The sequence below is a fragment of the Nonomuraea recticatena genome (genome assembly GCF_039533245.1).
Classification (GTDB): Bacteria; Actinomycetota; Actinomycetes; order Streptosporangiales; family Streptosporangiaceae; genus Nonomuraea; species Nonomuraea roseola.
In genome coordinates, this window is the sequence record NZ_BAAATE010000024.1 from 122362 (window position 1) to 142799 (window position 20438).

A 20438-nucleotide genomic window follows, 5' to 3' on the forward strand; every position below is an offset into this window, starting at 1 on the left:
TCGTCCATGGGCTTCGACGGGTTCCTCGTCCCAGAGTTCGCCAAGCCGTACATCGGCTGGGTGGTTGGCATGGACTGGCCGGAAGGGGACGAGTCCGGCTGCTTCCGGTTGGCCGACGCCTGTGTGATCGCCGCGCACCGACTCGTCAAGGGTACGGGGGCCGACCAGCGGGCAAGCGCGGCCAAAATCGGCGCCGACTGGGACGGGGAGGCACATCTCGCCTTCACCGCCCATGTCGACGCGGTGGTCGGCGGTCAGGTCGCCGCTGTGGTCAAGCAGCTCGTGGAGGCCGCTGTCGCGCTCAACGGCGTGGGAGTGCAGATCCAGTACACCAAGTACATGATCGAGGTCACCGTCTGGCTGCTGATCGCACAACTGGTGTATCTACTGGGCGCAGCCATGGCCACTGGCGGGGCCAGTCTGGCGCTCATCCCAGTACGTCTGCAACTCGCCCGGATGACGGTCAGACAGATCGCCAAGCAGTGCGTGCGCAACATGGCGCTGTTCCTCGGGATCGTGGCCGGCATGGACCTGGGCATCCAGATTCTGCAGGGCCGCAGGGACGAGATCGACTGGAAGCAGTTGGGGACCTCGGCGCTGACCGGTGCTGCCATGGGCGGGCTCATGGGGCTGCTCTCCGGCGGGCTGAGCCAGCTGGCCACATCGGCCCTGCGGGCCGGCCTGACCAGGGCTGAGATGACCATGGCCGAGAAGCTGATCGCCGCGGCCAGTTCGTCGTTGTACGGGCAGGCCGCGCAGTTTGCCCTGACCGGCGGGATCACGACCGCGGGAAGCCTGTGGGCCCACGGTAACTTCAGCTGGGACCTGTTGGCCAAGGGCATCACCTCCAGTGCGCTCGGGGCGGACGGGCAGCACGGGGCCGCGGGCCTGCTCCATCGTGCCCCCGACAGTTCGCCCTCGCCCCACCCGACCCCTCCGTCCGAACGCTCTCCGTCCGGCCCGGATGCCGGCCTCAACCGCGTGCCCGAGAAGCCCAGCGCTGAAACGATCCTGGCGGCGACGAGACATAACCAGGAGACCATCACATCGCCTGCCTGGAAGAGCCCCGACGTGCTGTTCCCGCAGGCCGAAGTTCCCACGTCCCGTCTGGCTTCCAACGCCGAGACGCCGCAGCCGGTGGCGCACGCACCTGCGTCGTTCCGGCCTGACGGCTCGCCGGTGTGGAAGCAGGTTGACGGGTCGCGGTCGGAGGCGGTGAATGCCGGGCGCTCGGTGAACGGTGGGGCGTTCCGGCCTGATGGTTCGCCGACCTGGAAGCAGCTTGACACGTCGCCCAAGCCCGAAATCCATCCACCCCGAACCGTCGAGATCGGCGCCTTGGGCGAAACGGCGGTACACGACGTCAAGGTCCCGGAGAACGCGACGGCGGCGGCTCGGGCTCTGACCGACGGCATCACGGAGGTCACCCCGCGGGAACGACGCGCGATCCGCGAGTGGCTGGCGGAGGCGCTTTCCGACGGTAACCGCGACACGTGGACCGACCACCTCCAAAGGGGCGTTGCGCTCAGCGTCAAAGACACCGTGATCTACCTCAAGCTGAGGCCGAGCGAGTTCACGCACGTGGAGCACCCGAGTCTGGCGCCCGAGAAGCCGGTCGCGTTCGGCGGGGACGGCGTGGAAGGCAAGTCCTCGCGGGCCTCCTCGCTGGATCGGACCGCGGGTCTGCTGAGCGGGCTGTACCACTCGCCGGACGAGGCCGAGGCGAGCGCCCTGCCGCGTGCGGGCATCACCAGTACGTCACGCACGACGCACACGAACGGCAACGAGGTCATCAGCGGTCACAAGGCCATTTCGCCGACGCACGATTACTTCGCCGCGGACATCTCCCTCGACGTCTACCGCAACGGTGACAAGGTCACAGAAACCGCGGCAGTCCCCGAGCTGTCCGTCACTATCCCCTTCCCCCAGCAGTTCACCCGTGAAGGGCCGCTTCTGTCCGCCGACCACCCATCGCCGCTCCCCCGCCACGAGGTCCCGATCGGAGCCGAGCACAAGTTCCGTGATCACGGAATCGCCATCACCGGGATGGACGTCACGCCTCTGGTGCAGGAGGTGCAGCGTCGGGCGGTGTCGGCAGGCGTGCCCGCGGGTGAGGTGGCCAAGATCATTGACCATCTCACGTCCACCGTGCTCAACGAACAGGGGATGAAGAACCGGAGCCAGTCGCTGCTGTCGAGCGGGGCTGCCTCCGACGCTGTCCGGTACAAGAGTTCCGCGCTGCGATCAGCGGAGGACTCTCTCACGGTCACCGGCCGGATCACGCGGATCGAGCCCGTTGACGGAAGCGCGCGGCCACCGATCGAGACGATGTTCCGGGACGACCTGGGGCGGCGCGAGAGCGATGGGACGACACATCGGCAGGGCACGAGCGTCGGTGTTCATGCGGGTGGCAAGATCGGCTTGCCCCTTGGAGAGAGTGCGGAGGTCGTCGCGCGGGCCGTTGGCGGGTTCGGCTTCGGAACGGATCATGTGACGTCCACCACCAGGGCGCACGGTAACCACACCGTCTTGACCAGGCGCGATGACGTCGCCATGTACGACGCCCACATGCGGCTGCAGGTCGAGACCGAAAGATTGGGCACGTTCGAGGTCGATGTGAAGGCCGGGCTGATCGTACCGGCTCGCGACGCGCCCCGGATGGAGCAGGACGTCTTCGGGCACGATCTCCGGCCGCCAGGGGAATTCAACGACATCCAGCGGAAACTCGCCGATCTCCACCGGGAGATAGACGACGTACGTGCGGAGTACGTGCGGAGCGAACCGTACGGTGAATATCCGTCCAGGGGCGAGCATCCGAACGGTGGCTACGACCCTCACGTGCTGGAACCGGAGACGCTCGCGGCCGGGCGGGGGACCGGACTGGGCAGCGGCGTCCGCGTCCACTCGGAGACGCTCCTCAGCGCTGAGATCCGCCAGGCCGTCGACCAGGCGCTACCCGACCTCCCGGTGGGGATCAGGCGGCAGATCATGCGGGACATCGAGAGCCGCTTCGGCGGCGCGGCACTGGAAGCCGACCTGACGCATGCCCTGCACGGAATCAGGTACGAGAAGACGATCGGCGGCTACACCTTCGAGATCGCGGCCGAGGGCGCTCTCGGCCGGCGGCACGAGGTCGGCTCGACCGACATGACGGTGAACGAGCGCAGGATCACGTCGCAGACCAGCACCAGCCAGCGGGAAACCTCTGTCACGGGCCGTGGGGAGGTGCGTGGTGTCGCACGCCTCGAGGTGAACGACGGGTTCAAGGTCGACCCTGTGAACGTGTCTCTCACCAGCAGTGGCACGAAGGCACAGAGTGGCGGCTTCTCCGCAGGCCACACGAGGTACGACCGCACGGAGACCAGCGGCGGCTTCACCATTACGCGGGATCTCTCCTTCAACGTCAGGATGAGGATCTCGCGAAACGGCACAGAGGTGATGAACACGTGGGCGGAGGTGCACGGAAGCAAGGCGGAGGTCCTCGTGCCGAATGTCCACCTGCCGCAGTCGCCAGTGCTCGCGCAGGACGTCGCACATGTGGGACGCATGGACTCGTCGACCGAGCCGCCCGGGAACGTATGGCGGCCTCGTGAGGCGGAGCTGTCCGCCATTGTCCGTCTGGGCGCCATGCCTGACCTGCCCATGGCGGTGGCCGAGGCTTACACCAGATGGGCGGGGCTGCCGCTGCCCGCCGAGCGTCTGGACGTACCGCATGTGTTCGAGACCGCGACAGATGTGATCAAGCTGGAAACCATGATCACATCTCACCCCGACGGCCTGCACTACACAGTGTCCGATCAAGGGGGAGCGCGGCACGATGTGCATGTGAAGGCCCACGTGGCCGACATGAAGCACGTGAAGTCGGAGACCGGAGTAGAGCACGAGAGCTACTCGAACAGTAACTCGCGGATGACGGACGGCGAGCGCAGCAGACAGGCCCTGGGTGGGCACGCCCGGACCGGTCTGCGCGTCACCTTCGGTGGTGACGGTGAGCAGCCGGGTCACTCACGAGGAAGCGGGGAAAGCGTCGGAACCGAGCGAAAGATCGTGGCGCGAGCGGGTGTGCATGGCGCCGCGAAGCGGATGACCCAGGAAAGCTCCTACCTGGGCGGCAGCGACGTAGCCCGGGTCACCTACTCGGATGGGAGCACCTCGCACTGGTACCGCGCAGACCTGGTCCTGGAGGTGACACCGACCAGAACCGACGGGAGAACGGTCGAACGGGGCCCGACCACATACCACCGGGTGGAAGACATCATGGACCTCGTCCTTCCTGACGAGGTGGCACGCCGTCACGGACTGGAAGGCCCGGAGGCCGTGGAGCCTGCCAAGCAGGCGGGGGATACGACCCGCGCCTATGCCGCGCCCGAGGCGGCGATGAGCACCGCCTTCGTTCAGCATCTCGACGCGCAGGCCGTACTCCCGAAGATCATCCAGATGCTCCGCGACGACAGGCTCCTCTTCGCTGACCAGGAGCTCACGGCTCACCCGGTGGCCGAGCACCTACGTGGCCACTACAGCCAGGATGCGCTTGGCACGAGACTGGGGGAGCTGCGCGGAAACGGAGTGTCCTCCTGGTTGTTCGTCACCGATGAACACGGCCGAGTCACCGAACGCGTGGGTATCCGGGTCACGGCCGAGATCGGCGACGGAGTACACCTGGGTGAGAGTTCCGACACCGGCCTCATGCTCCGCAGCGAGCGCCTGAGCGGCGACCTGGACGTGCGCGAAGTGGGATCGGACCGCGGCGTGGAGCTGCTCGCGCGTTACCTGGAGTCTTCGGACGATGTCAGGGGAGCCGAAGCGGGGTACGCGAACTACCGCGACTCCCACACCGTGGACGCGCACGGAACGAATGAGAAAGCGATCAACCGTTACCAGACGCGGGAAGCCCCGCAGGAGTTCAGGCATCCGGTCGCGTACGAGATCACGCTCGAGCGCGCCCCTGTCCGCCCTGTCCTGGAACCCGTGCAGGGCGTTGCCCGCAAGGTGCTGCTCAAGGTGGGCGAGGTAACTGGACACGACGGAGCCGGGAGGTTCTTCGACAGTCATGTCGGGGTCACCTCGACGTCAAGAGCGGTCGCGAACGGCGAACTCGGCGTCCTGGTGCCGGGACACCTCACCACGGAGGTGCCGCAAGGAACCCCCGTCACGGCGCGTACGCCGGTCGTCGCCGCGGACCCGCGATGGGCGGAGACGGCAGGGCCCAACAGCATGTCCACCACGCTTGGGGCGGGCGTCCCCAAGGGAGACGTCAGCCAGGTCGCCTTCCCTGCCGCCACCCTGGTGGAGGAGTGGGCGCCGATGGCCGCGGTACCGCCGAAGCTCCGGGAGGAGGTGCCCTCGCTGGCCGACCGGCCCAACGGATTCGAGCTCTCTCGCCCGGCCGGCATGTCCCTTGCCGAGGCCACCAAGGAAAGGACCATGCGCGCCCATCTTGAGCAGTTGCTCGCGCATGAGTACGAGATCCCGGGGGTCGGCAAGATGGGGATCGACGTCAACGGGGCTCGCGAGGTCGCCAGCGCGCTGGTCAAGCAACGCGTCTACGAGCAGACCACGAGCGCGAGCGGGCACGGCCAGGAGCAAGGCAGGGGCCAGTCGGTCCGAGTTGGCGCGTCCGCCGGATCGGGCGGCGACGGGAATCTGGGCTTCGGCGGCATCGGCGGCAGCACGAAGACGGGGGACGAAGCCGCTTCGCGGAACGCCAACATCCTCGAACGTAACTTCCTGGAGAAGCAGCACGAGAACACGTACCTCGCGTTGGACATCTCCGTCGTGCTCTATGGCAAGGGCAAGCCTCTGGTGGTGGACGTTCCCGGCGGCCTCTACCTGCGGCTCACGCCAGAAGGGCTCGCCGAGTTCGACGCCGCGCATCCCGGTGTGATCATGCGCTGATCTGGTTGCGGCGAATGAGCAGCTATCGCCAGTCGGGGCGGTGCTCGTCGATGCGCGTCCAGGCCCACGCATACAGGCGGTGGCCGTTGGCTCCGTTCCCTGCGCGGTAGCGGTGCCGGTGCCGGTCAACTACCTAGGAGAGGCTTGGTGGCGAAGCTTTCGGGAGCTTTCTGTGGCGCCGTGGACATCTCGCCTCTCCTGCTCCGGCTACGACTTCTGAAGAGAGGCCCTGGCTCCACTACGGCCGGATGGCGGCGTCAAGGGAGAGCCCAGGTGACCGTCCGTTTCAGAGTCCCGTGAGTGTCGTAGGACCTGGCCCAGCCGAGGGTCTCGAACCGGCCGTTCTCCTGGTTGATCCACTTGTCCTCGCGGTTGAAGTTGTAGCGGTCGTAGGCGTGAACGGTGATCTCCATGGTGGCTCGATCGCCGTCGACTCGGACGTCCGCGCTGCCCCAGATGGAGTGCCGGCCCAGCGCGTACTCCCAGTTCTTGGTCTCAGTCTGCTTGATCTCCGTCGGCTCGCCGGTTATCTGGAAGTCCCTCCGTCCGCTCTCCCGGTAGAGTCGCTCGGCGTTCTCCTGGGCACGACGGATCTCCGCGTCCACGGCGTCGCGGATCAGCTTGTCGTCGCGGTATGCCGTGTCGTAGTCGATGTGGTAGTCGCCACCGGACCCCTCCAGGTAGTGCTTGAAGGTGGCGGCCGCCTCGTCGAACCCTGGCGTCGCCTCCTCTGCGAGTTGCAGCGCTCGCCACTTGTGCCAGGCCGCGTGGTCGCCGACCGATGGCCTGGCATCCGGGTCGTACGGCCAGGGGTCGTCGTAGGGTATGCCGGGGTCCCGGGCCGGACCGAGGTCGTACCTGCCATCGCGCGGGCCCTTCTCGGGGGAGTCCAGGGGCGGGCGAGGGCGGCTGTCCGGCTGTCCTTCCATTCCGAGCAGGCCGAATGGAGCTTGCAGGACCGGCGGTAAGGTCAGTGCCATGCGAGCGTGAGGCCGTTCAGGCGAGGCGGCCGGCGCCGGGGGTGCCGGAGCCATGAACGGCGGAGGCGTCGGCCTCCACCCGGCGGAGATCGTCGGACATGGTGCGGATGCCGTCGCCGCTCTGGCGGAGGTTTGAGTGCAGCACGCGGCAGGCGTCGTCGAGCAGGTCGCCGAGCCGGTCCATCGCCGCGCCGACAGAGGTTCCTCCCCACGCCGTGTCCGCCGTGCCACGCACGGTCGCGAGCAGACTGCCGGTGTGCCGCTCGAAGTCGGTTGCGGCGTCCAGCAAGCCGTGGCTGGCATCCATCAGCGACGAGCGATCGAAGCGGAATACCTGTGTCACCTGGCGCCACCTCTGTCCCATCGAATACTCGCGAACGACACTTTACTTCGGCGGGCATGGTCGTGGACGCGCGCCCGCCATTGGGAGCGCGGTGAACGCGGTCGTCCTGCGACGTGGTCGAGTCAGACAACCCTTACCAGGCTGTACGACGGCGACGCTTTGGAAGCAGGGGGGCGCTGATCGTGGCGCCGCCGAAAGAGATGGCTTGAGATCTCGCTTTTGGAACCCATGGATGTGCGCGGTCGTGCCCGTCAGGCCCCAAGTGCGGCGCGCGATGGATGGTCGAGAGGAAGATTCCCCCTCGAGGTGTGGGTTACCTGCCAGAAGCCGGCCGGCCGATCCAGGACGTGCAGGCGTTCGACGGATGTCACGGTCGTCCGCCGACCGGGACCATACCTGCTGCGCCTTGCCTCCCGGTGACCCGGGTGGACCGTCTACGCTGACCGACTATGGGTGCCGAAGCGAGCATGAATTTCGACGCGGTAGGCCGGCTGGCCGGGAAGGTGGGCGAGGCCCGCAAGGCCGTCGAGCAGGGGCGCACGGCCCTTGCCGGTGGCCCCGGAGCCGTGACCTACGTTCCCGTGCCCAGCGTGCCGGGCTCCAACGCATTCGGTGACACGAGCAGGGCCACCTCCGCCGGCTCCGCGCACGCCGATCTGCAGGCGTCGGCCGAGAACCTGGCGGAGATTCTCATCGGCGTGCTCCACTCCGACGAGAGCAGGCTCCGCAAAGTCATCAAGGCGTTCAAGGAACTGGACGACGAGATCGCCGACCGGCTGTTCGCCAGGGCGAGCAAGGGCTTCGACGTCTACAGCGCGCACGTGCACAGTCACGGTCTGCACGAGTACGACGACTTTGTCCGCACCGGTCAGATCGACAGGCTCCACGAGGCCATGAACCGCGGGCCGTCGCTGCTGGGCGGCGACCTCAACGTCGTGACGCATCACGGCGACAACCCGAAGAACACCTCGTCCGGCGACGCCATCCACGACTTCACGAAGGAGGGCTATACGGTCTACTCGGGCGCGGTCAACGAGGACGGCAAGGTCGTCGGCACCTCACCGTCGGGCACCCGCATCGACCACGTCGCGGGCTCGCCGGCCTTCACCGTGAACGGACAGCCCGTCCTGGTTGACGGAGCCACCTCCGACCACGACGGTCAGCAGGTCGACGTAGAGATCCCCAACTGGTAGGCCGATCACCTGGGCCTGATCTGAACCTCCGTCTTGGCCGCGGATCGGCCCTCGCCGTCGTCGATTCGGCTGTTGCCCATGCCGGGCTCGTTGGGTGGGAGCGTGATGCTGCCGCCTTCGACGTCCAGCTTCACCTTTTCGCTGTCCCCGGTTCCCTCGATGACGTCACCCTCGCGGACGAGCACGGCATTGCCGAACGGCGCGTTGACGATGTCGCCGATGATGGGCCAGTCGTCGTTCGCGTGATACTTCGAGCTCGCCTCTTCGAACTTGACGTCCCAGTTGTCGCCGGTGCGGCTTTCGAGCTCCTCCTCCAGGTCAAAGATGTCGTGTTTGAAGACTTCCTGGACGGTGGCGATATCTGTGTCCTGGTCGGCCACCACTTGGGCGATCTTGGCGATGTCCTCGGAGTCAGTGCCGTCGGAGTCACCGGGTGAGTTGCCGGCGCCCTGGCCGATGTTGAGGTTGAGCAGGCGCACCGTGCGCGGCTTCCACTCCCTGCCGATCAACTCGAACTGATCCTCGTAGAACTTCATGTCGCGCTTCTTCTCCGCCAGCACCTCGTCCACCCGCCTGCGGATCTCCTGCGCCGTGCTGATCGCGCCGGTGACCAAGCTCGACTCCTCGGCGTCGCGCGGGCGGAAGGTCAGGCCGACGAGGTCCGTGGTCACAGGCACCGCGTTGAGCTTCTTGCGCTCCTCGTCGAGGAGCCCTTGCTGTACGCGCATCACGGTTGCGGTGTAGGAGAGCAGGTCGGCGACGTTGGCGGCCCACTTGCCGAACCGCTCCACATCGGCGGTGAACTTCTTGCGGTAGTCGTTGAACGACTCGGCGGTGTCGCCTGTCCAGTTCTCCTTGGAGAAAACCATGTGCGCGGCGTCGTTGATCAGGTTCTCCACGGAGCTCACCTTGGTGCCGAGGCCTCGCCACGTGTTAGCCAGGGTGTCCAGTCTCGCTGGATCAGCCTTCAGGTCCCACAGATCCGTGGTGGTGATCGAGTCGGGCTGGGCGATGAGTGCCTCCTTGGTACGGGGGACAGGCGCACCAGCCTTACACCCCTGCATGACCTTCTGCAAGATCAGTGGAGGATCCCCGATCCTCCGCATATCAAAGGCCCTCACCCATCATCGGGGTGTGGGCCTCTGATCTTCTGCGCTGTCGTGATTGCCGACCCGGGTGTGGCCGAGGGCCTCCTGAACCATCCAGATGTTCAACACCCGCTCGATCGGGAGCGTCGCGGCTGTGTGGTGAGCGTCATGCACGTGAACGCCGCGAAGGCCCGCCTTCGTGCGGGACAGGGGTGACTACGAGATGTGACGGCAGGGTCTCCGGTGTCGGCCGCGGGTTGGTTGGGCGGCGGTCACCACGCGATGGGGCCGAGGCGGTCGATGAAGATACCGCTCGGCCCGTCGGCGTCGATCGTCGCGAGTCTGACGATCGAATCGGTGCCCTCGGTGACCGTCAGCTCGCCGGTGTGATGGTTCATGTCAGTGGCGGCGAATTTCCGGTTCGCGACTTCTCCGGGAGTGGCGATGTTGAACTTGATCTCCGGGATCGCGTGGGCGTACCGGAGGGTGATCATGTTCAGCGCCGCCTTCGACGAGCTGTAGGCGAGTTCGTGCATCTTCGCGGAGGGTTGCTGCGGATCGGTCACGACTGCGAAGGAACCGACGGCACTGGACACCATCACCACCCGCGGATGCTCCGCCGCCCGCAGCAGGGGCAGGAACGCGTGCGTGACGCGGATCGGCCCGTACACGTTCGTGTCGTAGACGGAATGGATCTCCTCAGCCGTCGCGTCGGCGGGCGCGATGGCCCTTCCTGACGTGCCGGCGTTGTTGATCAGCACATCCAGCCGGTCGGTGTGCTCCCGCACGAGCCGTACGGCGTCGGCCACCGACTCGTCCGAGGTCACGTCCAGCGGGACCATGACCACGTTCGCGCCATCGGCGGTCAGCTTGTCGGCAGCCGCCCGTCCTCGGCCTTCGTCACGCGAGCCGAGGAAGATCGTCCAACCCTGTTCCCCGAGCCGCCTGGCCGCCTCGAGGCCGAGTCCCTTGTTGGCTCCGGTGATCAGCACAGAGGTCTGTTCCGAGTTTGTCATGCCCTCTGAGACGAGGTGCCCCGCTCGGTTGTGACATGGGGTGAGCGGCCCTGAGGGCGGCGGACCCGTCTCGATTGGTCGCCAACGGGCACGAACATCTTGGCGCTGCTGCCCGGCAGGACGACGGCCGGCAGTCCGGCGACGATCCACAGTGCGCCGTTCATGCGGCTCCTCCTTGTGGGGTCGTCCGCAGGGGGACGAGTGCCGTCGGCGATCTGTGACATGGCCGGCGATGTCCGGGGCTCACCACTCTCCATGGCTGCGATGTCACAAAGCGGACGGCTGTCTCGTCTCGTGTACGGGATGCAGAGATCCGGGAGTCAGAAGGGTGACGTGGCGGTGCGGGTGTTCGTGGCCGGTGGGGCCGGAGTCGGCGGGCGGTGGCTGGTGCCGCGGCTTGTGGCCCGTGACGGCCAGGTGAAGCCGACAACAAGGAACCCGGGCAAGCCGGGCTCGTCCGAGACCCTGGTCGAGGTGGTGCGCAGCCGGCCGCGCTCGCTCGTCGGCGACGGGCTCGAAGACGCGGCGAACGCCACCGTTCAGGGCCGGCTGGGGACGTGCCGGTGGTGATGGTGACCGTGGACCGCGGCGGGCCGGACCACCCCTCGTGGCGTCAGGGCTTCCAGGGAGGACGGGGATGACGCGAGAGGAAGAGTTCGAGGCACTGCGCCCGCTGTTGTTCTCGATCTCCTACCGGATCGTGGGCAGCGTGACCGAGGCCGAGGACGCCGTCCAGGAGACGTGGCTGCGCTACGCGACGACCTCGACGCGACCGCGATCCACCAAGACCTTCCTCTCGGCGACGGTCACCAGGATCTCGATCGACGTGCTGCGCTCCGCCCGGGTTCGCAGGGAGGAGTACGTCGGGCCGTGGTTCCCCGAACCGCTGCTCACCGACCCCTACCAGGACCCGGAGCGCTCCGCGGAGCTGGCCGACTCGGTGTCGATGGCGGCACTGCTGCTGCTGGAGCGACTGAGCCCGCTCGAACGCGCCGTCTTCGTGCTCAGGGAGGTGTTCAGGTTCGGGTTCGCGGAGGTCGCCTCGGCAGTGGGCCGCTCGGAGGCGGCATGCCGCCAGCTCGCATCACGGGCACGCCGTCACATGCAGGAGGGACAGCCCCGGTTCGAGACCGACAGGAGGAAGCGCGAGGAACTCGCCGAGCGGTTCTTCGACGCGCTCAGGGAGGGCGACGTCGACGGGCTGCGCGAACTCCTGGCCGCCGACGCTCAGCTGGTCAGTGACGGCGGCGGCCAGATCGGGGGCAGGAGCCCCGTCCACGGCGTCGAGAGGGTCGCCAGGGTGCTGGCCGCCGCAGGTCCGCCGTTCCGCCAGATCGGCGCCGTGATGGAGGCACACGAGGTCAACGGCCAGCCCGGCGCGATCCTTCGAGACCGCGACGGCAGGATCATCAGCACCTGGACGCTCGACATCCTCGACGGACGCGTCCAGACCATCCGCTCGTTGATCAACCCGGACAAGCTCGGGCACCTGGGCCCCGTCGCGGATGCCCACGCGGTCATCCGCGAGAAGAACCAGGCCCGCCGGCTGCCGACATGAGCCGCGTCAGGGAGAACCGGCCCCGCCGTCAGATGCCCACGGAGTGAGTACCGGGTCCCGCACACCACAGCGACGACCAGACGAGTGTCGGGTCGACCGGAAGGAGACACCATGTCAACAGCCCAGCCAGCCGGCGACCAGGCGGTGTTGAACCGTCTGCACAACGCCACGAACAGCGGCGATGTGGAGCTCATCTGGAAGACGATCGACGAGGTCGTCGATCCGGACGTGCTCTTCCACACGCCGGTGCCGACTGGTGCGGGGGGAGCCCAGGCACTCAAGCACATATGGGCGATGCTCCTGCGGGCGTTCCCCGACATTCACGTCACGGTCGAGGACGTCATCGCCGAGGGGGACAAAGTCGTGTGCAGGAACACGGTGACGGGGACCCATCAGGGCGAGTACATGGGCCTCCCGCCGACCGGCAAGTCGATCACGTACAGCGAGATCTTCATCGTCCGCTTCGAGGACGGCCGGTTCGCCGAGATCTGGGGGGTGGTCGACGTCGCCTCGCAGATGCGACAGCTCGGCATGCTTCCCGCGTAGCGGAGAAGCGGGGGGCGGCGAACGATCGGCACGCCGCACGCCGAAGACGCGGTCTCTCAGCGAGCGATCCATGCGATGACGACGGCCGCGGCGACGGCCGTCCACAGCAGCACGGAGGCGGCGGTGGTCGCCCAGCGCAGGCGGGCGCGCGGGCCTCGGGCGACGGGCAGCCCCCGCATGCGGAGAGCGCCGACGGCGACGGCTGCCGCGACAAGAGCCGCGGTGGCCGGCCACAGCGGCGGCCAGAGGATGTGCCAGGCGCCGAAGGACCAGGCGACCGCCAGCAGCACGACGGCGCGCCACGCCATCGAGACGAGCTTCAGCCGGTCCGGTGCGGGGAGAAGGCGGCGCGCCCTCCTGCGGGCGGCCACCTGCAGCGTCCGCGCCGCCGCGACAAGGCACAGGACGGCCAGCGCGAGCACGGGAAGCTCGCCGGTCAGCAGGTCCCGCTCGGTCGGCCCCTCCTTGCCCAGCAGCCGGAGCCCGATGTAGTCGACCGACGCGGAGGTGTTACCCAGGACGACGACGCCACGGCCGGAGGTCCGGTCGAACCCCACGTAGCTGGAGAACCCTCCGGTGTGGCCGTCGTGCCAGGTCACGCCGTTCGTCGTCCGCCAGCCGTAGCCGATCGTGTCGCCCTCGGCGATGTTCCAGCGAGACCGGGTCGCGTCCGCGCCCGGTGCGGTGCCGTCGAGCACGGCCGCGACGAAGCGGGCCAGGTCGGCGCTCGTGGTCCAGCCGCCGGCCCCTGTCGGGGCGTACCCGTCGCTGGACCAGGGCGCGGCCTCGTGGCCCGAGGTGAGATAGCCGTGAGCGCGGCCTGACGGCAGGTCGCGCGGGTCGCTGACGAGGTCTGTGTCGCGCAGGTCCAGGGGGTCGAGGATCCGCCGTCTGAGCAGGTCGTCGTAGGTGGTGCCCGCCTTGGCGGCGAGCGCCTGCCCGAGCAGCGCGAACCCGAGGTTGGAATAGGCGATCTCGCCGCGGCCGGTCGCCACGGAGCGTGCCACGTCGTCGACGACGTCCCGTGCGCTTTGTCCCTGGTAGGGGTTGCCGCCGACCAGGCTGCCGAGGACGGCGGTGCTCGAGACGGAAGCCGGGATGCTGGGTATGCCCGAGCGGTGGCTGGCCAGCTCCTCCAGCGAGGCCGCCGCTATGCCGGGATCGCGGAAGGTCCGGTCGGGGAAGATCTCGCCGACCGTCGTCCGCGGCGCGAGCTCCCCCTTCTTCGCCATGTCGGCGAGGATCATGCCGGTCATGGGCTTGGTGATCGAGCCGAACTCGAACGGTGTCCGATGGTCGACGGCGCGGCCGCCCGAGACCTGGGTCGTTCCCACGCCTGCCGTCCGGACGGTGCCGTGGTCGATGAGGGCGACGGCGAGCGCGTGGTGGCCCGCCGACGGCCAGGCCGCCTGCCGTACGGCTTGGGCCAGCGCGGCGTCGCCTGTGCTCTCGCCACCGAGTCGCAGACCGTGTGGCGCGGCCAGGCCGGCGAGGGGCAGCACCACCGCGACGGCGGCGAGGACGATGAGGGCGCGCCGCCTGCAGCGGCTCCTGCCGGTCGTGGTTGTCAAAGAAGTCCACCTCCGGCCGTCGAAGCTAGTCAGGCGGAGGCCGGCGTCGAAGGGTGCAGGCCCCCGTCCGTCATGACGGCGGCCAGCCGGACGAAGTGTGCGGTTAACCACAGGAAACCGCAGGGCGGGAGCTGGCATGCTTCGAGGCCGTGGCCGGGCGGTCGACCGGCGGCACGGCTGGATCGGGGGCAGGGATACCCTGGCCCGCGAGTCGTGTCCACAGGCTGGAGGGGGTGCTGGCAGTCATCGGCAGCGCAGCTGGAGGCGCGCCGTTCGTTCCGCCGGCATCCCGGCGGCGGCGCCGCGCATGAACGGCAAGCGGCTCCTCGCCGGCGTGATCGCCGTGGCCGCCGCGTCGGGCATGACGGCCGGAGCCGTGCTCGAGACCGGCCTTCCTGTTCCTCCGTCCCAGTGGCTGTTCGTGGCGGGCGGGATGCTCCTGCCTGCCCTGGGCTGGCTGATAGCCAGCCGTCGGCCCGCCAATCCGTACGGCTGGCTGGTGCTCGCGACGGCCCTGTGCCTCGGCGTCGGTGGGCTGGGGGTGGGGACGCTCCTGCACCACGCCCGAACCGGTGTGGACGGCCCCGTCCTCGGCGTCGCGGTCGCGGCGGCGGCGCTGTACGGCGTCCACTACGGGCTCGTGTGGATCTTCATCCCGTTGCTCTTCCCCGACGGCCGGCTGCCGTCACCGCGGTGGCGCCCGCTCGCCTGGGCGGGCGGCGCGTGCGTCGCCGTCCACACGATCGGTGTCCTGTTCGCCCCGGGCCTCCTGGACGAGGACGTGCCCGTGCCCAACCCGCTCGCGCTGCCCGGAGCCGCGGGCTCCGTGGCCGCGGGAGCGGTCACGGCAGGGACGCTGCTGACGCCCGTCATCGCCGCCGGGGCGATAGGCGCGCTGATCGTGCGGTGGCGCGGGGCGACGCCGGCGGAGCGGCGCCAGCTGCGGTGGATGACGGCCGGAATCCTGCTGAACGGGGCCGGCTTCCTGCTCGTCCTCGGCATCGAACACCGGCTCGTCGCGCAGGACCTGAGCTGGCTCGCCCTCCTGCCCGTGCTCGGCGCGGTGCCCGCGGCCATCGGCGTGGCGATCGTGCGGTACAACCTGCTCGACATCCGCGTGGTGATTCGCAGGTCGCTGGCCTACGGCCTGCTCTGGTCGGCCATCGCGCTGGGGTACGCCGGTGTGGCGACCGCCCTGGGCGTCGTCGCGGGCGAGCGGTTGCCGGTCTCGGTCGCGATCGTCCTGACCGTCCTCGTCACACTCGTCTTCCAGCCCGTGAGGGCGCGGCTGGAGGCGCTCGCCGACCGGCTCGTGTACGGCGTCCGCCCCACGGCGGCGCAGGTGCTGACCCAGATCAGCGCGGCGCTGGACTCCATGACCGAGTCGAGCGGCCAGCTGCGGCATCTCGCGCACGTCGCCCGCTCCGCCCTCGGGACGCAGTGGATCGCCGTCAGGCTCGACGACGGCACGGAGGCGAACGCGGGCGCCGTCACGGGTGAGCCGGAGTGGACCGTCCCGATCAGGAACGAGGGGCGGGTGGTGGGCCGGTTGTCGTGCGGTCCCAAGATCGAGGGAAAGCTGACCGAGCGGGACCACACCCTGCTCACCGCCCTGGCGGCCCAGGCAGGTCTCGCCCTGCGCGGCACGCGCCTGGCCGCGCGCCTGGTCCACGCCCAGGAGACCGAGCGCCGCAGGATCGAGCGGAACATCCACGACGGCGTGCAGCAACAGCTCGTGGCGCTCATCGCGGGGCTCGAGCTGGCCAGGGCCGCCCCGCGCGCCGAAGCCCTGACGCACCTCCGTGAACAGGCGCGGGCCACGCTCGAGGACCTGAGGGAGCTGGCGGCGGGCATCCACCCGACGGTGCTCACCCAGGGCGGCCTGGTCGAAGCGGTGGAGGAGCGATGCGACCGCCTGCCCATCGACGTCGAGTTCACCGTCGAGGACGAGCTGCGCGGGCAGCGCTATCCCGACGACATCGAGGGCGCGGCCTACTTCACGATCGGCGAGGCCCTCGCCAACACGCTGAAGCACGCCGCCGCCACACGGGTCGAGATACGGCTGGCGCGACACGACGACCGCCTGCTGGTCGAGGTGTCAGACGACGGCGCGGGGTTCGACCCCGAGGCTGTGACCCCTCGCGGACTCGGGCCGCTGGCCGACCGGCTCAGCGCGCTCGGCGGGAACCTCGAGGTGGTCAGCGCTCCAAGGAAGGGGACCAGGGTGAACGCCTGGATACCGGTCGATGGCTGATCCTCTGCGCGCGGTACTCGCCGACGACCACTACCTCGTCAGGGAGGGGCTCAGGCAGCTGCTGGAGACCTCCGGCGAGGTCGGCGTCGTCGCGGCGGTCAGCAACGCCGACGAGCTCCTCGACGCGGTCCGCAGGTTCCAGCCTGACGTGATCGTCACTGACATCCGCATGCCGGGCACCTCCTTCAGGGCCGGCTTCGAGGGCATCGACGCGGCCCACCAGGTCCGGGCCGAGCACCCGGGCACGGGGGTGGTGGTGCTGTCGCAGTACCGGGACGCGCTGTTCGCCTTCGAGCTGTTCAGGCACGGCAGCGAAGGGCTCGCCTACCTTCTCAAGGACAGGATCGGCAACCTCGACGACCTGCTCGGCGCGATCAGCGCGGTCACGTCGGGCGGGTCGGTCATCGAGCCGCAGGTGGTCGACGCGCTGGTGCGGCGCCGTGTCAGGCGCAGCCGTCCGGCCGCGGGCCAGCTGACCGCCAGGGAGCGCGAGGTACTCGGGGAGATGTCCCTCGGCAGATCGAACGCGGGCATCGCGCAGTCGCTCCACCTGTCGGTGTCGGCCGTCGAGAAGAACGTGAACACGATCTTCCACAAGCTCGGCCTGGAGAGCGCTCCCGACGTGCACCGACGCGTCGCGGCGGTCGTCCGCTACCTCGGCGCGGACCTCTGAGCAACAGGGCCGCGACCCCGCGCGCGTTCGCCGTCGTCTCCCCCCGTGTGAGAACGATCACACCGCGGCGTGTCATGGATCGGCTGGCTCGCCGGTTCAAGTGGGGACTCGATACGGAGGAAACCATGACAGACCGCATCGTGGTGCTGGGCGCCGGTTACGCGGGGCTGGGTGCCGCCAAGCGTGCCGCCAGGAGGCTGCAGGGCGCCGACGCCCAGGTGACACTGGTCAACGCGAGCGACAGGTTCGTGGAGCGGGTCAGGCTCCACCAGCTCGCGGCCGGGCAGCGGCTGCCCGACCTGCCGCTTCTCGACCTGCTCGACGGCACCGGCGTGGAGCTGGTGGTGGCCAGGGTGACCGGCCTCGATCTCGACGCGCGGGCCGTACGGCTCGACGCGGCGCCGTACAGCCTGAGTTATGACGTGCTGATCTACGCCCTCGGCAGCGACGCGGACAGGGATGGCGTGCCGGGGATCCGGGAGCACGCGTTCACGCTGGCCTCGGCCGGCGAGGCGGCCAGGCTGCGCTCGCGGCTGGCCGAAACCGGCTCGATCGTCGTGGTGGGCGGCGGGCTGACCGGGATCGAGGCCGCGACCGAGTTCGCGGCGACCCACCCGAGACTGGGCGTCGAACTGGTCTCAGGGGGGACGATCGGCGGCTGGCTCTCCCCGAGGGCCCGCCGCCATCTCCACAGGGCCTTCGGCCGGTTGGGCGTCGCCGTGCGCGAACGCGCGACGGTCGCCAAGATCGGTCCTGACGGGCTGCTCCTGGACGACGGCCACGAGTTGCCCGCCGAGACGGTGGTGTGGACGGCCGGATTCCGGGTTCCGGGCCTGGCCGCCGCCTCCGGGCTGGCCACTGACGAACACGGCCGCATGCGGGTCGACGGGGCGCTTCGCTCGGTGTCCCATCCAGAGGTGTTCGGCATCGGGGACGCCGCCGCGGCCAGGACCGCCGGCGGGCAGTCACGCATGTCCTGCCAGACCGGCCTGCCCATGGGCCTGCAGGCGGGCGACGCGGTGGCCGACCTCCTGGCGGGGAGGGAGCCGCGAAGGGCCAGGATCCGCTACGTCTGGCAGAACATCAGCCTCGGCCGTCATGACGGCGTCACCCAGTTCACCCGTGCCGACGACAGCCCGCTCGGCGCCGTACTGACCGGTCGCGCCTCCGCGACGTTCAAGGAAGCCATCACCCGCGGCACCGTCTGGAGAATGCGCCACCCAGGGCCCTACGGCCCCGGCGCCTGATTCGCACGAAGAGTGCGCCGCGCTCGTGAGAATCCGATCGAAACGGCTCGTCCTGTCACACTCGCGACGAACCGCTCAATCGACGCCTGTCGCCGCTTGCCGTACGGCGAGCGCGCGCGGGCAGCTGAGATGGGCTTGAGTCTCCAGTAAGGGGAGACACGAGAGTGGGGGCATGGACGGCGACACGCTGTACTCGATCGGCGATCTGGCCAGGCGGACCGGGCTGACGGTCAAGGCCATTCGGTTCTACGCCGATCGCGGGATCGTGCCGCCCACCGACCGCAGCCCCGCGGGCTACCGCCGTTACGGCATCGACGCCGTCGCACGTCTCGACCTCGTACGCACGCTGCGCGACCTCGGCCTGGACCTTTCCACGATCAGGAAGGTCCTGGACAGGGAGGTCTCGCTGCCCGAGGTCGCCGCGGCGCACGCCGAGGCGCTGGCCGTCCAGATCAGGACGCTGCGCCTGCGGCGGGCGGTGCTGACAGCGGTAGCCAGGCGCGGCTCCACCCCTGAGGAGATGGATCTCATGCACAAGCTCGCCAAGCTCTCCGAGGACGAACGCCGGCGGCTGATCGACGACTTCCTCGACACCGCCTTCGGCGGGCTGGACCCCGCCGCAGGGTTCGCGGGGATCAGGAGCTCGATGACCCCCGAACTCCCCGACAGTCCCGAGACCGAGCAGGTCGAGGCGTGGGTGGAGCTGGCGGAGCTCTCCCAGGACCCGGACTTCCGCGCCAGCGTACGGCGCATGGCCGAGCACCACGCGGCCGAGCGCTCCCATGGCGACGCCACGACGCTGCGCCGCGACTCGGCCGCGATGGTCCGTGACGAGGTGGGCCCGGCCCTGGCGGCAGGCATCGACCCGGCCTCTCCCGAGGCCGACGCGGTGGTCGCGGCGGTCATGGCTCAGTACGCCCAGGTCTTCGACCGCCCCGACGACGCCGAGCTTCGACGCAGGCTGCTCACCCGGCTGGAGGCCGCGAACGACCCGCGCTGGGAGCGGTACCTCCGGCTGCTCGCAGTGATCAACGGCTGGCTGGCCCCGGAGAGCCTGGCCCTGGTGTACGCCTGGTTCATCCCTGCCCTACGCGCCCGGATCCCGAGATAGCCGCAAAGCCCCGAAAGCGCTTACGAGCGCGGCACCGATGACCGGCCGGTCGAAGAGCTCGGAGCGAACATGTGGTGGAACTGTGCACGTAGCGTGAAAGTGTCGGCGAAGCCGTAGCTTGGGTGATCTTCTCCCCGCACACTCTCCCTTGTGTCGTCACCCACCGCGAAGAACGCCGAGCGCTGGTCGAGGGTGCCTGTCCTGATGGCGCTGATCGGCTGGCTGGTGTTGGCGGCCATGTACTTCCTGTTCATCCCGATCTTCCACTCGATATGGCTGTTCGTGTGGCCGCTGATCGGGGTCGGCTGGCTGTGGGCCGCCCTGTGGTCCTGGGTCGCGGTGATGTCGTATCTCTCGATCAGGCGGTACGGCCGCGCCCTGGCTGGGCTGGTGATCGCGGTGACCTTCGGGGCGGCTCTGTGGACGACCGACTGGCCTGTGTTCCACGTCAGGAGCGTGCTGTGGCTGGAGCATGAGGCGTTCGCCGAACTGGCCGCCGACTACGAGAAAGGCAAGCCCCTCACGGTCCCCGCGTGGATGCGATATCTCGCCGTGGACGGGAAGATTCAGGCGCAGGAGGACGGCCTCTACTTCCCCGTCTTCGTCGACCTGTGGCGCGCCGAGACCGGCAGGGGGTTCGCCTACGTCCCGGTCGCGCGTGGCCGCGAGCCGGTGCTCCAGACCGCGGAGGGCGATCTCGGGAGTCCGACCCGCCATCTCGGCGGCGGGTGGTGGTGGGTCGACTAGGAGCTGTTCGGAGTTCGGATCATGTGGCTGAGGTGAGGAGCTTCAACCACATGATCGAGCCTCGGAGGTGGAGTCCGGCCTCGTGGCTCTCCGGAGCCTTGTCGTAGCGGGTAGCCAGCCCACGCCAGGTCTTGATCTTCTGAAAACAGCGCTCGACGGTGTTGCGCTGCTGGTAGCGCCCTGGATCGAAGCCGACGGGCCGCCCACCGGCCGAAC

Annotated in this window: 15 protein-coding genes and 1 pseudogene; 10 read left to right on the forward strand and 6 right to left on the reverse strand. The window is 68.9% G+C overall.

What is annotated here, in order from left to right; genetic code table 11:
- Positions 1 to 6: 6 nt before the first annotated feature.
- Positions 7 to 5895 carry a WXG100-like domain-containing protein gene (locus ABFX50_RS35305; protein ID WP_346152640.1) on the forward strand — a complete coding sequence of 1963 codons (5889 nt, stop codon included), beginning with the start codon at positions 7 to 9 and terminating at the stop codon, positions 5893 to 5895.
- 257 nt (positions 5896 to 6152) lie between these two features.
- Here ABFX50_RS35305 and ABFX50_RS35310 read toward each other — a convergent pair whose 3' ends face one another.
- Both ABFX50_RS35310 and ABFX50_RS35315 read right to left on the reverse strand, forming a co-directional pair.
- Positions 6153 to 6824 (reverse strand): hypothetical protein, encoded by a 672-nt coding sequence (locus ABFX50_RS35310; RefSeq protein ID WP_346152642.1) that lies wholly within the window; start codon positions 6822 to 6824, stop codon positions 6153 to 6155.
- Positions 6825 to 6891: 67 nt separating this feature from the next.
- Complete coding sequence (locus ABFX50_RS35315; protein WP_346152643.1) at positions 6892 to 7218, reverse strand: hypothetical protein; 327 nt, start codon at positions 7216 to 7218, stop codon at positions 6892 to 6894.
- A gap of 449 nt (positions 7219 to 7667) precedes the next feature.
- Here ABFX50_RS35315 and ABFX50_RS35320 point away from each other — a divergent pair, with 449 nt between their 5' ends.
- Positions 7668 to 8411 (forward strand): endonuclease/exonuclease/phosphatase family protein, encoded by a 744-nt coding sequence (locus ABFX50_RS35320; RefSeq protein WP_346152645.1) that lies wholly within the window; start codon positions 7668 to 7670, stop codon positions 8409 to 8411.
- A 5-nt stretch (positions 8412 to 8416) separates the two neighbouring features.
- Here ABFX50_RS35320 and ABFX50_RS35325 read toward each other — a convergent pair whose 3' ends face one another.
- Together ABFX50_RS35325 and ABFX50_RS35330 are read right to left on the reverse strand one after the other, a co-directional pair.
- Positions 8417 to 9310, reverse strand: coding sequence for a hypothetical protein (locus ABFX50_RS35325; RefSeq protein ID WP_346152647.1), 894 nt, complete (start codon positions 9308 to 9310; stop codon positions 8417 to 8419).
- Between the two features lie 461 nt (positions 9311 to 9771).
- On the reverse strand, positions 9772 to 10665 hold the full coding sequence (locus ABFX50_RS35330; protein WP_346152649.1) for an SDR family oxidoreductase: 894 nt from the start codon (positions 10663 to 10665) through the stop codon (positions 9772 to 9774).
- Positions 10666 to 10818: 153 nt separating this feature from the next.
- Between ABFX50_RS35330 and ABFX50_RS35335 the strand changes: the two genes are divergently transcribed.
- The 3 genes from ABFX50_RS35335 (at position 10819) to ABFX50_RS35345 (ending at position 12619) form a co-directional block, all read left to right on the forward strand.
- A complete protein-coding gene (locus ABFX50_RS35335) occupies positions 10819 to 11085 on the forward strand; it encodes a hypothetical protein (RefSeq protein ID WP_346152651.1) in 267 nt (88 codons plus the stop codon).
- Positions 11086 to 11152: 67 nt separating this feature from the next.
- The gene (locus tag ABFX50_RS35340; RefSeq protein WP_346152653.1) at positions 11153 to 12073 is read left to right on the forward strand and encodes an RNA polymerase sigma-70 factor; all 921 of its coding nucleotides are present in this window, start codon (positions 11153 to 11155) and stop codon (positions 12071 to 12073) included.
- 111 nt (positions 12074 to 12184) lie between these two features.
- Positions 12185 to 12619, forward strand: coding sequence for an ester cyclase (locus ABFX50_RS35345; protein WP_346152655.1), 435 nt, complete (start codon positions 12185 to 12187; stop codon positions 12617 to 12619).
- A 56-nt stretch (positions 12620 to 12675) separates the two neighbouring features.
- Here the strand turns inward: ABFX50_RS35345 and ABFX50_RS35350 are convergent, their stop codons facing one another.
- A complete protein-coding gene (locus ABFX50_RS35350) occupies positions 12676 to 14190 on the reverse strand; it encodes a serine hydrolase domain-containing protein (protein WP_346152657.1) in 1515 nt (504 codons plus the stop codon).
- Positions 14191 to 14497: 307 nt separating this feature from the next.
- On the opposite strand from ABFX50_RS35350, the gene ABFX50_RS35355 reads away from it, so the two are divergent.
- The 5 genes from ABFX50_RS35355 (at position 14498) to ABFX50_RS35375 (ending at position 20222) form a co-directional block, all read left to right on the forward strand.
- The gene (locus ABFX50_RS35355; RefSeq protein ID WP_346152659.1) at positions 14498 to 16444 is read left to right on the forward strand and encodes a sensor histidine kinase; all 1947 of its coding nucleotides are present in this window, start codon (positions 14498 to 14500) and stop codon (positions 16442 to 16444) included.
- Positions 16437 to 17117 carry a response regulator transcription factor gene (locus ABFX50_RS35360; RefSeq protein ID WP_346152661.1) on the forward strand — a complete coding sequence of 227 codons (681 nt, stop codon included), beginning with the start codon at positions 16437 to 16439 and terminating at the stop codon, positions 17115 to 17117. Before ABFX50_RS35355 ends, ABFX50_RS35360 begins: the two co-directional genes overlap by 8 nt.
- 125 nt (positions 17118 to 17242) lie before the next feature.
- A complete protein-coding gene (locus tag ABFX50_RS35365; protein WP_346152663.1) occupies positions 17243 to 18364 on the forward strand; it encodes an NAD(P)/FAD-dependent oxidoreductase in 1122 nt (373 codons plus the stop codon).
- 172 nt (positions 18365 to 18536) lie between these two features.
- Positions 18537 to 19475 (forward strand): MerR family transcriptional regulator, encoded by a 939-nt coding sequence (locus ABFX50_RS35370; RefSeq protein WP_346152665.1) that lies wholly within the window; start codon positions 18537 to 18539, stop codon positions 19473 to 19475.
- Positions 19476 to 19625: 150 nt separating this feature from the next.
- Positions 19626 to 20222 (forward strand): hypothetical protein, encoded by a 597-nt coding sequence (locus ABFX50_RS35375; RefSeq protein WP_346152667.1) that lies wholly within the window; start codon positions 19626 to 19628, stop codon positions 20220 to 20222.
- A 19-nt stretch (positions 20223 to 20241) separates the two neighbouring features.
- Here the strand turns inward: ABFX50_RS35375 and ABFX50_RS35380 are convergent.
- Positions 20242 to 20438: pseudogene (locus ABFX50_RS35380) on the reverse strand (IS5-like element ISMt1 family transposase); the annotation flags it as partial.